Consider the following 15,560-nt stretch of genomic DNA (forward strand, 5'->3'; position numbering starts at 1 on the left):
CCCAATGGCAGAAAGAATCCACAAAAGTATATTGAATGCGAAAGTAAATCTCGTTTTTTACTTTCTCTCTTTATTCTTTGCTTTCTTTTCTAGGAAAATATTCTTAGATTGCTTAGGGGCAGACTTTATTGGACTAACAGGAACACTTGGAAATATATTAGGTTACCTCAATCTTGCAGAACTTGGGATTTCTGCATCTGTAGGATATTTTCTCTTTAAGCCACTTCAATCAAATAATAGAGAGGAAATACAAGAAATTCTTTCCGTTTTAGGATTCTTATATCGAAAAATTGGAATAATCATTCTCTTTGCTGGTATTTCTGTCAGCCTATTCTTTCCTCTTATCTTTTCCAAAGCAGGTCTAAGCTTCTACATTATTTATTTCTCTTTCTATTCTTTTTTAGGCTCTGCCCTTATAGGATACTTTATTAACTTTAGGCAAATTCTATTGTCTGCAGACCAAAAAAATTATCTAGTTGCGATATATTACCAGAGTGCCAATCTATGTAAAATAGCCTTGCAGATATTCTTAGCATATACCTATAAGAACTTGTTCGTATGGGTATTCGTCGAATTCTTATTCGGTATCATAGGTTGCATTATCCTTAATTGGAAAATCAACAAAGAATACCCTTGGCTCAATGTCAATATCAATAACGGCAAGGCATTATTGAAGAAATACCCAAATATAACAGGAAAAACCAGGCAAATATTCATTCATAAGATTAAAGACTTCTTGCTTATAAAAAGCGACGAGTTGTTCATCTTTATATTCGTTTCATTGAAAATGGTTGCCCTCTATGGCAATTACCTTATTATCTTCTCAAAACTCATATCATTATTTAATTCCATTACCAATAGTATTGGAGCAAGTGTAGGCAATCTTGTTGCAGAAGGGCATCGCCCACACATCATCAATGTCTTTTGGCAAATCACAGCCCTTCATCATTTCGTTGCAGCAACATTATGCTATTCCTTATACAACTTCACAGAACCATTTATCTATCATTGGTTAGGATCATCATATATTATGGACCATAACATTTTGATATTACTTGTTATCTTTATTTATATTACCAATTCCAGAAACTCGGTAGATAATTTTAATTATGCCTATGGCCTTTATGCTGACGTGTGGTCAGCATGGGCAGAACTAATCATAAATATAAGCATTACCATAATTTGTGGATTAAAATGGGGAATCATAGGAATACTATTAGGTAAGATTACTAGTCTTTTATTGATAGTTGTAATCTGGAAGCCATGTTATTTGTACCATTCAGGCTTTAAGGAGCCCATTTTCAACTATTGGAAATCTGTGACAAGAAACTATATTGTTTCATTGATTGCCATCATTATACCAACATGCTTGACGAGGCTTTTACCAATTGATCCGTATCAAAATATCGGCACGTGGGTTTTATACGCTTTATTGGGAATGGCAATATATTTTGTAATTTCTATTCCATCCTATTGTATTTGTGTAAAAGGAACCAAAGATTGCCTGCATAGATTTATACACAAATAAGTAATCTCAATCGTATTGAAAAAAAATCAGAAACGATAATTATTTTCGTCAATATTAGACTATATCTCACAGATAATCATTAACTTTGCATTAAAAGTTGAATTGATATCATATAAAGTTTATGAAATTTTCGATTATTACTATTACCTACAACAATGTGGAAGGTCTCCGCAACACTGTCAAAAGTGTTGTAAATCAAACATATACTGATTACGAATTCATAATCATTGATGGTGGTTCAACAGACGGAAGCGTTGAGGTCATAAAAGAATACGCCAACAAAATCACGTATTGGGTATCAGAACCTGACAAGGGTATCTACAATGCCATGAACAAGGGTATTCAGGTTGCCAATGGAGAATATCTTAATTTCATGAATTCTGGAGATTGTTTTTATAATAATGATGTATTACAGAAAGTGGCAGATTATCATCTTGAAAAAGATATGATTGTCGGTCATGATTACCATTATAATGAAGATCTGAAACTTGGTCATGTATCATTGGAGCCCATGCGACTTTCCATGATTACGTTTTACGAAGAAACCCTTGCCCATCAAAGTACATTTTTTAAGAAATGTTTATTTCAAGAATATCAATATGACGAATCATACAAATTCGTTTCAGATTGGATTTTCTATTTAAGAAAAATCGTAGCAGAAGAAAAGACAGTAATCTTTATTCCAGACATTATCTGTAAACGAGAAGCTGGAGGTATCACAGAACGTCAAAACGCAAAAAGTCAAGAAGAAAAGCGGCAGTATCTGAAGAATTTCCTGGCTCCTGGTGTGTATAAAGACTACGCATCTTTATCTAAGATTGACAAAATAACCCTATATAAATTCTTTTCTCTCTGTAATGAAGAAAAAAACGTCAAGATGATTAGATTCTGTATCAAAGTGATTTATCGTATATCAAAATTCTTCAAATAAAGCCATGAAATCTATTGTTGTTATATTCCCCTATTTCGGAAAGCTACCTCCACAATACAACATTTGGAGGGCGTCAGCTATACGTAATCCAAGTGTTGACTTTATGTTCTTTACCGATGCAGAAATAGCACCATATAAGAATATTATCGTACACAAAATGAGATTTGAGGACTTTCGTATAATTGTTCAAAAAGCATTCGATTTTCAGATTATATTAGATAGGCCATACAAGCTTTGCGAATATAAACCAGCTTATGGCTATATTCTAAAAGATTACATCAAGCAATATGATTTTTGGGGATTTGGTGACTTAGACCTTGTATATGGAGATATACGCACTTTTATTACTGATGAGGTATTAAAATTCAAGTTTATATTAGGATGGGGACATCTTTCTCTTTTCAGAAATGATTCTGACACCAATGAATATTTTATGAAAGAAGAAAATGGTTTCCAAAAATATACTGATGCATATACAACAAGAAACATTACATTCTTCGATGAGTTTGACCATATGGGGTGTAGCGACAAATGGAAAGCATGCCGCCCAAATGATTGTTGGCTAGAGACTCCATTTGACAACGTCTCAAAGCCCAAACAAGCTTTTCATTTCAACAGTTTAACGCGAGGATGGCAACAAGTATTGTTTGAACACGATGGTCAACATTTGTATATGATTCGCATAGCCAATGGGAAAATCGAAAAAAAAGAATCTCTCTATGCACATTTCCAACATAGGGCATTTATGAAAGATAAGATTTCAAATTACAATCACTTTCTGATTACCCCAACATCAATGATTGATTTTCCCACACACATGATAAAATTCCATTTGTTATTTTATAGCAGGAAACGAACCTTTAGGACAAAACTTGCACAATGGAAAGACCGCATTATATGGAAATTAAACTTAGGACACTATAAATAAGCAAGGCGGAGTCAACTAGCAAGTGCAAATTTACGATATTTTTTCGGGTCTATAACGTTTCGTATGCTTACCCACACGAAACGTTATAGACCCAAAAAACGACTTCCCCTAAATTAATCCTAAATTTGTCAGCGATTTGCAAAAAACATCGTAATAAGTGCTGCTGTCAAACTGCTTTATATGGTGAACTTCAGAGGCTGACATTTTTTTCCTGCGTTCTGGGTCGCTCACTAACTCATTAATTGCATCTGCCAACCTTTCTTCAAATCGCTCACCTCTTTTAACAACAATAACGTCAGGTGATATATATTCCGTTATTCCACCAGAATCGGTTGTTATTAGCGGTATGCCACATGCTTGTGTTTCGAAAACAGTCAGTGGTGCAGGGTCATCCCATTGAGAAGGTAACACTGCTATGTCAGCCACATTATAATATTGCGGCATCTTTTCATAATCCACAAATCCCGTGAACACAATTCTGTCCTTGATTTTCTCTGCCGACTCTCTTAGCTTTCTGACAAATAGAGTGTCAGAAGATGTTTCTCCACCATAAAAACTGGCTCCTATAACTAAAAGTTTTACCCTATGTTGACAGACTTCCAAAGCGCTTATCAGTTTGTCTATGCCTTTCAGGGCATCCAATCTGCCAGAGAATACTATTACGATATCATTATCCTTGAACCCTAAAGATTTGCGTAACGCTTTTGTCTCACGGTTGTATTTTAGTTGAGTAAACCTGTTAGTGTCCACCACATTTCTTACGGTAACAACCTTGTCTACATTAATATGCGTTGTGAGAGTCCTTTTTCTTATGTAGTCACTTACCGTCAGAATTAAATCAGAAGATTTTGCCAGCTTTTCCCCATTTCGCATTTCATTATTAATCAGGTCATTGTGCAGATGAGACACAATTTTTGAAGAGATGCAATTTCGGAGATAAGGTGCAAATTCTGGGCGGTTTTCAATAACGACGATGTCAAAGTTCTCTTGCTTTACTATTTTTCTTGCCTTAGACAGGAAGGGGAACAGGCCAACATACAGATTATAGTGGAATCTGTTGAGTAGGACATGTCTCAAATACATGTAAATTTTATAGCGACGGCGAGAGTAGTTGATAAAATGGAAATGTACGTTGCTGAATTGGTTCGCCTTTTCAACCGCCTCGGGAGTATATTTCGATATTACATGCAGCTCAAATGGTTGTTTTTTCAAAACTTCATTGTTTTCAAGCATTATCTGCACTAAACTTTCAACAGCGCCACCTTCGGTTACTGGTACAGGCAGTATTCCTGCTGTAAGGAAACACAATTTCTTCATTATATATTCAAATTTAATTATTATTTTGCATTCGTTAACAACATCAAGGTGTGGAATAAGGGCAACAAAAAGCTCTTGCTTTGGCAAGCGGCAGAGCCGAGCGACTCAGGATTTTGTCGTGTCAGATTTTTCACCTATCTTCGTGTTGCGAATCCAAAGACGAAAAAATCATCACTGACATGGCAAAAGTACAAATAAAATCTGAGAAACTTACATCTTTTGGAGGAATATTTTCAATAATGGAGCAATTTGACTCCATGCTTTCATCTGTAATTGACTCTACTCTTGGTATCAGGTGTGGTTCTTATGGTTATCAATACAGTGAAATTGTTCGTTCACTCATGAGTGTTTACTTCTGTGGTGGTTCATGCGTGGAGGATGTAACCACCCATCTCATGCACCACCTCTCACTTCATCCTACGCTTCGCACCTATAGCGCTGATACCATCCTTAGAGCCTTCTTGCTGTCTTCCCCGAGGTTGACACTGCAGCCATGGGGTTTCCAGTTGGGTGGGAAAATGAGCCGCTATGGAAAAGATATTAACTCAACTTATGAATTCGATAGATTCCCATAAGATATGGAATGTGCTTCTCAACAAACCAAATGACAGGAATGAAAACCAAGACAATTATTAGTGCGGCAAAAGGATCAACGTAAGATACTGATGGTTCTATCTTTCTAGTGAGGTCAATAAGATAGAAATGGAAGCCCAAAATGATTATTGTGCCGTTGGAAATGTCGGTTATAACTTTATGATGAATGCTATATAGCCATTTAGAAATGACAAATGTCATTACTGTTCCTGCTATACCACCGACAAAAAAGAGTACAATATTTTGACCATATCCATTAATATACATCCACACGCCTCCATTATATTTCCCGCATAAATACACAGTGACCAATGAAGTTACAAGGATCATAAGTTGAAACTTGAAAGACTTGAATTCATTCAGTTGTCTCTTCTTTTCCTTTAGCAATGTGCCAACACAAAAGAAAGGGGCAGCCATGCATATGTTGATGGCAGCATTAGAGCTATACACAAGGCTAATGCCATGAATTGTAGGATTCCATCGATCTATCATGATACCTAGAGCAGGCAGCACAAAAAAAACAAATGATCATAAACAGGCTTCGGCTTCCGAAAAGATTATGAATGATCTTCAGGATAATTAGGGCCTGCTGAATTATTATCTGTTCACAGGCAGAGAGTAGCAGACGTAGGTCCTCATAGCGACGATAATGATGAAAAACCGCCAGATTTCGGTCAGGGCAAGACAAAGTTCCCTTAGGAACTTCATCACATTCTTGACGAAGTAGCACATTCCCGTCCAGCATCGTGCTGTATCTGGAAGCTTGGCTCTTATGTCATTGGCTCGATAGATTCTCTTGCCAGTACCGAATGAGCATTCGATTTCATTGCGCTCCCCGATGGCTTTGGCCATTTTGGATTTCATCTCATCTGAAGGTGGATCCTTGCGGCAGCCGTCATGTATAATATCAACGTCAACAGGATAACGCATCTCTGCATCGGCACAAGTAGCATCAAGCTTCAGTACACCCTTGTGCTCGCGACCTTGTGAGTCGGTGAAGGATGCGGCATTCGAATCCTTTGGTTTCGGAGTCGGCGGGTCCTCATCATTCTTCTGCGCTTCTTCCTTACGCTTGCGTTTCTCTTCAAGAAGACGCTTCTGCTTGTTGAGAAATTTGACTGTCATCTTGTTGAGTTCTTCCTCAGAGATTCGCTTGCGTATCGTGACGAACAAGCTCGGGTCGAATATAGGCTTGTCGGTGAACTCATGCAATCCACAAAAGTACTGCATGTAGGGACTCTCTCTGATAATCTCGATGGTCTCGGCATCACTCAGGTTTAGCTTGTGCTTGTTAATCATTGCGCCGAGAATCATGCGTGCCGGCTTGTTTCCTGCACCTTTCTTCTGATTGTCCAACCTTGAGTTGTATTCCTTCTCAAGTTCAGTCCATGGAAGAAGGTCACCGAGAGCCACCCATCGGTTTGTCTTGTCCAACTCATCAAGAGACGAGCGGAGCAAACCGAGGTCAAGTTGCTTGTATTTTGGAGCGTAAAACTTCATCTTGCTTTGAATTTAACTATACAAAGGTACTATTTTCTAGTTAAGCAAACGAAGAAATGAAGTTATATAAACTTAAATATCAGAGAGTTATAAATTATTCAGCAAACACTAATTAATGGTGTTTCCATCTTTATTCACTTTATAATTTTAAACTTCTTTTTATCTTTACCCAATAGTATGGGACAATATATCTTTGACAATATTATTAGAGGGTAACAAAGTATTAATACCAGCAATAAAGATACAAGTTGAGATTCATCACCTATTGATTCCACCACGGGCTTCAATCCCTTCACTACCTGAAAGTGCACACCCAATATCAAAAATGTTCCATCACTAATATCTTCAATTATACGGTTCCTTGGCAAAGTTCTGGCGACGATCATTAGAGCGGCAGTTCCAAGCATTGCCATTACGTAATAAAGAACAACGCTATTACCGAAACAAAAATGATACATGTCAGTTATTTCGCCTCCATTCTCAAATTTCATGATTCCAATCATGAATGCGAAAAGCAGGGCTGATAATAGTAAATTCTTTATTTTAGTCCAATTTTCTAGTCTCGCTTCTCGTTCTAATGTACATCCAAAATACTGTCTTATTCTGTTTCCTATTATGAAATATGGCATTGCACATATTGTTCTATCTATGTAGAAGGACGTGTGAATCCTACTTGCATGAGACAAGAATATATAGATTATACACAGCAGAATTACCCCCCCCCCATTTCACCGTGATGATACCAACAAATCGTTGCACAGCATTGGTTATGAACTTCATAATGACTAACACCCACACAAACCAGAACTGAGGGCAGAGCGTTATGCCTTTCCGTATATCTATAGTTTGATTACTAATGACATTAATACTATAAGAGATAAAGGCATGTGCCAAAATGTATAGTAAAACCGCAGCCACTAAAGGGACGACAGATTGTATAAGTTTCTTTATTGGTATGTCAAATTTCGACAAATATCCGGAGACAAAGAAAAAGGCAGGTACATGAAAAAGATATATCTCTTTAGTGAAAGTCCCTCCAGTATGACCAAGAACAACGAGCATAATCAGTATTGCCTTCATCCAGTCAATCCAATTCAATCTACCTATAGTTGCTAAACTGTCTGGTTTCATATCAACCTTAATTCCGCACCACTCTGATTTGAATATTTTTATAAGTTCCTGAGCAACAAAATGTTGCCAAGGATTTTGTCATGTCAGAAATTTCACTTACCTTAGTGGTACAAAAACAAGTCAGTAAAACAACTGGATAACATGGCAAAAGTACAAATAAAATCTGAGAAACTTACATCTTTTGGAGGAATATTTTCAATAATGGAGCAATATGCAAAAAATTCTTTGCTGTTATCGACCGTTATTCATAAATCTCAAAAAACGATTTGTCTTACCATTCGATTTTTATTCAAAAGCCATGACAACACAAAGCCACCAATCAAAGCACACATAAACTGTAATATACTTACAACGCTCGTGTGCTCAAATATAGGATAAAAAGCCACCATACGATGAGCGATGTCCTTTCCTAATACAATAAATGGTATTTCCATACAGAAAATCGTCAAGGAATGTCTTCCTAACAAGACAAGAGGAATCCGACACACTTTCGATTTTTCAAGCAGCAAAGCCAAATTAGTAAGAATCATACATCCAGCAAAACCTGCTACTAAAAAAAGAGATAGACTATTGCCATATTCTCTCACTGAAATATTCACACCTTCAGTAAATCTCAAAGCAAAAACATAAATAATAGCACATATTAACACCAACCACTTTTCTGTAAGTAAATTTCGCACTTTAATTTCATATCCAAGAATCATAAAGATAGTAAGAAGTGGTGCAGTATCTATACTCCATGGTAATAGTATTGGTAAATGTGACATGGCAACAGACGCCAGAAAATAAACAGCCAGAACAATATATTTATATTTAAAGAAACGAAGATAAACAGCATAGAGCAAATAACATAGTGACATACAAGTCAGAAACCACAGCGGAAAGTTTCCTACTATGAAGAGTCTATAAATATCATCCGTTCCAATTGGAAGCAAACAATATCTTGAATAAACAATACCAGAAATAGCTCGCAAAGAAAAGTCATTAAATATAAACAGCAACAATACGCTAAAGAAGAAGTATGGTTTAAGTAATTTTGGCAACTTTTTAACGACAGTTATAAACCGAAATTTCTCTTCTTGATTGAATGAAAACGTATAACCCGAACAAAAGAAGAATATAGAAATCACAAAAAAAGAGGAGAAAGTCACCCATTGACAACTTTCCACATGATTAAACAATACTAGAATAATACCAATACCTTTTGCAATATCAATGAATTCAAGACGTTTCTTCATTTTTCTCTTATCTTATCATTCTCAAACACTTTGGCGGGAATGGCTGTTTGTCGGATGCCATACGCACCATCAATCACATCAGTTCCCCATGCTGTCGGCGTCTTCCAATCACGATGATCTACCATATCAAGCCAAGCATTCTCTTGGTTATTTCCTGTCCATGACCAAGGCATAAAACCATAATCCAACTGATGACATGTTTTTAGGATTGTACGATGGTCGGCCTTACAACCGAGATTATTTTTGCCATCATTATAGTTGTAGCCAAACTCCCCAACGATCAAAGGCAATTGTTTATTCTTGGCTTCTGTCAGTTTATTGATAATTTTTTGGGAGTCATTCCATGATCCATACATGTGGACAGAAAATAAAATATTGTGCAAAGGGTCGCAGTCTATAAGTTGCTGACCACCTTTTAATATGGGTAAAATATTCTGTCCCCAACCTGGAGCATCAACAACCAACGTCGTTTTGAAGCCAGCTTCACGAAGTAATGCGATAGCCTTTTCATAGCTTTTCTGCCAATGTTTCGTGGTAACACGATGAGCGCCCCACTCGTTTGCAATATTGATGAGCAGAAAGCGTTCGTAACGCATCAGTACAGTTTTGACATCTTCACGAGCATAGTATTGCGCCATATCGAGCAGCCGTTCGCCCGACGAGTTTCCCGTTACATCGTGAAGTTCCACCATCGGAATCATCTTCAGCGCTATGCAACGCTCTATGACGCGTTCCAATTCTGCGGCTTGCCCCCTTGTGTGCCATACGATACGTAGCGTGTTAGCTCCTGTAGCAGCAATATCATCAAGTGCTTGATAGGCTTTTTCACCTAACCAAGCATGCGGGTTGTTGACACCCGCAATAATAAAAGGTTGTCCTGCGGCATCAATCAGTTGTGTTTTTTGGACATGAAAGTATTCTTGCGCATGACTTTCAACACCAAGAATTGTCATTAGAATGGTTAGCAGTATTGACTTCATTGTTTCAGAAAAATATCTTGATTGTGATCTTTTTTATTATTTCTATTTTGCAAATTTACGAAAAAGGTTGAAAATAAAAAAAATTTTGGGCAATTAATACGATTCTACCTTATAAATACTTCTGTTTGATGTAATTGACAATAAGAAATTTTGGAGTCAGCAATCGCCTTGGTATTACAACAATTATTCTTGGGACAGGATAGAATGTGGAAAGCGAAACGTTAATTAGACTCAAAGGCAAGAATATCATTCTGTAAATATATCAAACACGTCTTGTATTAATATTGTAAGGTTATTATACTTATATTGCACAAAATGGTGATATGGAGGACTCTGCTGTGGCTTTGCATGATTTTTATGGTTTGACCTGTAGTTGAGCCTATGAAGATGGGACTGTTGGGTGTGTTCCAGGTTGTTTTTGGGGTGGACAGAGGATTCTCTGTTGGTTATGTGGGGGATAACTCGGTTATTTAGGTGGAAAACAAGGCATTAAAAGCCCGTGGAGGGCTTTCTGCAGGGTTGAATCATAGTGACCCACGGAATGGACGAAATGGTTTTATTCGCCGTAAAAATGCTCAGTGTGGACTGGAAATGCGGGGTTCTACCTCGGCAGATTTGAGACAAAAGGCATTGTGCTGGTTTGTGGTTGCTGAAGGGTGTACCACCAGCCATGATGGTGGCATTTCGTCGAGTTTTCGATAGATTCTCGCTATTTACTCGATCGACATTCGTTGCTCTTTCGTTCGTTTTTCGCTTGTTCCTCGTTCGGTTCTCGTTCGGTCTTCGATAGACTAACGAATAAGCAACGAGAGACGAACGAGAGACGAACGAGGACCTAACGAGAAGTCAACGAGAACCGAACGAGAAGCAATCGAGAAACCGTGGGCTTTCTGTCGTGACCTGATGGCATGTAAATCTGTTGGTTTTGTAAACATAATCAGTATTTTAATTGTTGAATTATTTGTTTGATTTTTGGTTTAAGGGTATCTTTCTTATTTTTAGAAATCATCCTCGGCTTGAAATACAAAGATACAACATGACACCCCCGGAATGCAAGAGTTTTGGCAGCTTTAATTAGATATTTAACACTATTTAACTTTATTATAGATATTTTTGTTTTCAAACTCGTATAGTGTTCTCCATGGATTTTTATTGTCGCAGAAATCGTGGTAAGTAAAATCTTAAATACATCAGATGCGTGATAAGTGAAATACGAAAAGCGTTCAAAAGCCTCGGAGAAGAAGTGTGATTCTCCCCCCAAAAAACAATATCTTACAAGAATTAAGTAAGAAAAACGCAAAAGCGTACCATGTTATATAGAATCACTGTAACTTGGTTTGTCATGTCATCCAAAAACACACCATCTATTCAACAAGTATGTCAAATTGATAACACCAATTATGCATTGGGTATATCTTTTTGGGGACTATCGCAGCGTTGACAAGACCTTGACTATCACGAAGGTTTCCACGAGCTCCTCTTAAATAACCACTTTTTCCTTTCTGACCATTTACAGCATACCTTACTTTAGCACCCTTGACTAAATGTGAACATTTCAACAAAATGGTATCTCCATGTACCACAATATCTTTAATAATAGATTCATTAGAGGCGGTAACAATATTAAACCCATAATAATCTACTTTGCTAACTTCTATAGTATCTATTACTAATGGAGGACAAGGTACATCTAAAACAACTTTTACCTCTCTTCCTTCAGCAATTATTTTCTTTGGATACAACCCACGATGTTTTTGATTTCTTATAATGCTTATAACCGATTCCGCATTATAATAACCAACACGTTTTTGGCTTATTGCATTTATATGCATACGTTCCCGGACAAAAGACAAAAAATAAGTAGGCGTTCCAGCAACAAAGAAAGAATTGTCACGAACTAACTCCATCTGTGCTTGTGGTATGCTTGTCTCATATAAACTATATTCATTCTGACAGAACTCATTGCACAAAGCTAACATATTCGTTTGATAAGATACTATCTTGATATCTTGCTTTTGATGAGTAATTGCCTTTATATCTTTATTGATATCAATACAAAACTGATTCAACCTTTGTTTGTAATCAACATTTGTATAGTCATACATGTCTGACTCGCCTTGCATCCAACATATTGCAGGAACGTAGAATTTCATTCCCTTCTCATCTGCTTTCTCTTTCCCTTAAGTAAACCATAGATTTATTGATAGTAAACGACATCGTTTAATTATCACCCCCTAATGTTATCACCGTTTTTCCACAAACTGCATAGTAAAATAGCCACAAACTGTATAGTAGATTTCCCTCAAACGGTATAGTAAAAATGCCACAAATTGTATAATAGCCATTTAATAATTTGCATATCTCACAGATTATTAATAACTTTGCAACCGAAAAAGGAAATCCAATTATGAAAGAATACAAGGCAAGAATTGCAGACAAAATACTATCAAGAAGACTGAAAAGTGTTGGTGCCGTGCTCATACAAGGTCCTAAATGGTGTGGCAAGACCACCACAGCAGAGCAACAAGCACAAAGTGTGGTCTATATGGACGACCCAGAACTCATTGCACAGAACATTGAATTGGCCAAACTTTCACCCAAAAACCTGCTTGCAGGCGCCACACCTCGCCTTATCGACGAATGGCAACTCGCCCCACAACTTTGGGATGCTGCACGTTTTGAGATTGACCATCGAGATGGTTTGGGACAATTTATCTTTACGGGATCAGCAGTTCCTGCCGACACCAGCAACATTCATCACACTGGTACAGGACGCTTTTCGTGGTTAACAATGAGAACGATGAGTCTTTCTGAATCTGGAGATTCCAGCAATGAAGTAAGTCTTAAAGATTTATTTGACCATCCAAACCTTGATATCTTCGCCACCAACAACCATAATATCGATGACATTGCGTGGCTTATCTGTCGTGGAGGATGGCCCAAAGCAACAATAGTAGATAAAGAAGTAGCCTTAGACATGGCTTATAGCTACTATGAAGCAGTAGTCAATACCGACATCTCACGCATTGACAATGTGCATCGTGATGCCGAAAAAGCAAAGAGAATCTTGCGTTCGCTCGCAAGAAACCAATGCGCACAAGTAGCCATCAATACCATTTGTGCCGATATCGAAAACAACGACACAACACCCACCAATCGCATAACAGTAGCATCCTACATTGATGCGCTAAAAAAAATCTTCGTTTTAGAAGATTCTGCAGCATGGAATCCCAATCTGCGAAGCAAAACTGCGATACGTACTTCCGACACACGTTATTTTTCTGACCCATCCATAGGAGTGGCAGCATTAGGCATCGGACCAAAGGACTTGGTCAACGACCTCAACACCATGGGGCTATTTTTTGAATCAATGTGCATTCGCGACCTGCGTGTTTATGCTGATGCACTAAATGGTACCGTCTATCACTATCGTGATGGCAACGGTTTGGAATGTGATGCCGTGATTCATCTGCGTGATGGCAGTTACGGACTCATCGAGATCAAACTCGGTGGAGAGCAAAACATCAATGATGGTGCAAAGAATCTGCTTTCTCTTGCATCAAAGATTGATTCCAGCAAGATGAAATCCCCAGCTTTTCTAATGGTTATCACCGGTGTATCAAAATACGCCATTCGAAGAGAAGACGGAGTTTATGTCGTTCCCATTGGATGTTTAAAAGAATAACACCTAACAAATTACGGAACATTTTTTAAACAGAACTGATGTAATAATCTGTGCCGATTATCTTAAATGAATAGAGAGTCTGTTATCCATCCACATAGAGACATGAAGAGCTTTGATAGCCGATATTATACTTAAAAACACAAAATATGAGGCATTTTCCACAATATTAAACTTTATTAACTTTCAAACTATTGCAAAGGGACACAAAATAGAGTACTTTTGTATAAGCAAAAATTTTATATATGAGGGACGAGTTACTAAAACACATTAGGAACATAAATAAAAAATCATCAGTTCAGGGTCGAATCTTGGAACAGTTCGTATCACAAGGTACTTATACTATTCCAGAAATGTCAAAGGCTGTTGGCGTTAGTCTGCCTACTGCGACAAGCGCCATCAACGAACTCATCAAAGCAGGACTCGTAAGAGAGGTCGGAAAAAAAGACATCTCTTCCGGTCGCATTCCTATGGCTTATGATCTTGTTCCTAACGCAGGCTATTTTGTTGGTGTAAACCCTGAAATGGACTGTCTTGCTCTTGCTGCAAGCGATTTCTGCGGCAATCTGATTACAGAAAAGATAAGAGTTCCTTATACATACGAAAATACTCCAGAGAATCTGGAGCAAATGGCTAAGATTATCAACGATTTCATTGCTACACTTCCTTTCGCCAAAGAAGAAATCCTCCAAATTTGCGTGAATATTGCAGAGCGTGTGAATCCTTTTGAGGGAAATGCCTATAACATGTTTACCTTCCTTGAGGAGTCGCTGACCAGTAAACTCACCAAACTCATTCAGATTCCCGTCTGCATCGAAAACGACACAAGAAGCATGACATTTGCTGAGTTTATCAAGGGACGAAGCAAAGGACTGAAGAATGTCATTTTTGCCAACGTATGTTGGGGCTTAGCCATCGGCATTATTATTGACGGCAAACTCTACTACGGAAAGTCGGGATATTCTGGCGAATTTGGCCACATGACAGCCTATAATAATAATATCATCTGCCATTGCGGAAAGATCGGTTGCATAGAAACAGAAGTTTCAGGAAGGGCACTCAAGAGAAAACTGACAGAAAAAATCTTAAATGGCAAGACCTCTATCCTCTCGGATAAAGTGCTCAACCAAAAAGAGGAACTCACACCAAAGGACCTACTGGAAGCCATCGACAAAGAAGATGTGCTCAGCCTTGCAACGTTACAGAACATCGCTGACGAACTTGGTAAACAGCTGGCTGGTGTCATCAACATCTTCAATCCTGAAATGCTGGTCATCGGCGGCGAAATGTCGGCAACGGGCGACTACCTCACCCTCCCTGCAAGAATGGGCATCAAGAAATTCTCTCTCAATATTGTAAATGAAGATTCGCAGATTGTAACTTCAAGTCTAAAAGGACTTGCCGGCATTACAGGAGCATGCCTCATGGCAAGACACAGACTGTTGAATGATAGTATCAAAGGCTAGATAAATACTTTTTTTGTTTATAAAAAAAACTTCCTGCAAGCAGCCGTCAACTTGTACAAATAGTCTAAAACGTTGCAGACGGGAAGTCACTCCCACCTGTCTCCCATAAATGAGCATCTTTTGAGGACTCACTTGGGACTTACTTGGGACTTACTTGGGAAGAACTACGCACATAAAAAGGATAGTTATAACCCGAACGCATCCCGAAGACATAGAGAGAGCAATCCATTGGACGACAAGCACAAACCGCATTTTGGACTTGAGA

12 protein-coding genes and 1 pseudogene are annotated in these 15,560 nt (G+C 37.9%); 6 read left to right on the forward strand and 7 right to left on the reverse strand.

Features of this window, described 5'->3' with window-relative positions:
• Positions 1-4 precede the first annotated feature (4 nt).
• From CIK93_RS10815 to CIK93_RS10825, 3 genes are all read left to right on the forward strand, one after another.
• Complete coding sequence (locus tag CIK93_RS10815; protein ID WP_094447367.1) at positions 5-1,528, forward strand: lipopolysaccharide biosynthesis protein; 1,524 nt, start codon at positions 5-7, stop codon at positions 1,526-1,528.
• A 121-nt stretch (positions 1,529-1,649) separates the two neighbouring features.
• Positions 1,650-2,459 (forward strand): glycosyltransferase family 2 protein, encoded by an 810-nt coding sequence (locus CIK93_RS10820; RefSeq protein WP_094447368.1) that lies wholly within the window; start codon positions 1,650-1,652, stop codon positions 2,457-2,459.
• Between the two features lie 4 nt (positions 2,460-2,463).
• A complete protein-coding gene (locus CIK93_RS10825; RefSeq protein ID WP_094447369.1) occupies positions 2,464-3,387 on the forward strand; it encodes a DUF6625 family protein in 924 nt (307 codons plus the stop codon).
• A gap of 108 nt (positions 3,388-3,495) precedes the next feature.
• On the opposite strand, the gene CIK93_RS10830 is transcribed toward CIK93_RS10825, so the two are convergent.
• Complete coding sequence (locus CIK93_RS10830) at positions 3,496-4,791, reverse strand: glycosyltransferase family 4 protein (RefSeq protein WP_094449236.1); 1,296 nt, start codon at positions 4,789-4,791, stop codon at positions 3,496-3,498.
• Positions 4,792-4,883: 92 nt separating this feature from the next.
• On the opposite strand from CIK93_RS10830, the pseudogene CIK93_RS10835 reads away from it, so the two are divergent.
• A pseudogene (locus CIK93_RS10835) lies at positions 4,884-5,166 on the forward strand (IS1380 family transposase); the annotation flags it as partial.
• 729 nt (positions 5,167-5,895) lie between these two features.
• Here the strand turns inward: CIK93_RS10835 and CIK93_RS10845 are convergent.
• From CIK93_RS10845 to CIK93_RS10875, 6 genes are all read right to left on the reverse strand, one after another.
• Complete coding sequence (locus CIK93_RS10845; RefSeq protein ID WP_094447372.1) at positions 5,896-6,798, reverse strand: transposase; 903 nt, start codon at positions 6,796-6,798, stop codon at positions 5,896-5,898.
• A gap of 134 nt (positions 6,799-6,932) precedes the next feature.
• Positions 6,933-7,427: a hypothetical protein gene (locus tag CIK93_RS10850; protein WP_094447373.1), complete on the reverse strand. Its 495-nt coding sequence runs from the start codon at positions 7,425-7,427 to the stop codon at positions 6,933-6,935.
• A 40-nt stretch (positions 7,428-7,467) separates the two neighbouring features.
• Positions 7,468-7,929 (reverse strand): acyltransferase family protein, encoded by a 462-nt coding sequence (locus CIK93_RS10855; protein ID WP_094447374.1) that lies wholly within the window; start codon positions 7,927-7,929, stop codon positions 7,468-7,470.
• A gap of 254 nt (positions 7,930-8,183) precedes the next feature.
• Entirely contained in the window at positions 8,184-9,167 is a 984-nt protein-coding gene (locus CIK93_RS10860; protein ID WP_094447375.1) for an acyltransferase family protein, read from the reverse strand.
• Positions 9,164-10,147 (reverse strand): cellulase family glycosylhydrolase, encoded by a 984-nt coding sequence (locus CIK93_RS10865; RefSeq protein WP_094447376.1) that lies wholly within the window; start codon positions 10,145-10,147, stop codon positions 9,164-9,166. Before CIK93_RS10865 ends, CIK93_RS10860 begins: the two co-directional genes overlap by 4 nt.
• Positions 10,148-11,511: 1,364 nt before the next feature.
• Complete coding sequence (locus CIK93_RS10875; RefSeq protein ID WP_094447378.1) at positions 11,512-12,300, reverse strand: sialate O-acetylesterase; 789 nt, start codon at positions 12,298-12,300, stop codon at positions 11,512-11,514.
• Positions 12,301-12,554: 254 nt separating this feature from the next.
• On the opposite strand from CIK93_RS10875, the gene CIK93_RS10880 reads away from it, so the two are divergent.
• Positions 12,555-13,832: an ATP-binding protein gene (locus CIK93_RS10880; protein ID WP_094447379.1), complete on the forward strand. Its 1,278-nt coding sequence runs from the start codon at positions 12,555-12,557 to the stop codon at positions 13,830-13,832.
• A gap of 308 nt (positions 13,833-14,140) precedes the next feature.
• Positions 14,141-15,295 (forward strand): ROK family protein, encoded by a 1,155-nt coding sequence (locus CIK93_RS10885; protein WP_254046786.1) that lies wholly within the window; start codon positions 14,141-14,143, stop codon positions 15,293-15,295.
• Positions 15,296-15,560: the final 265 nt, after the last annotated feature.

The organism is Prevotella sp. P3-92 (assembly GCF_002251205.1).
Classification (GTDB): domain Bacteria; phylum Bacteroidota; class Bacteroidia; order Bacteroidales; family Bacteroidaceae; genus Prevotella.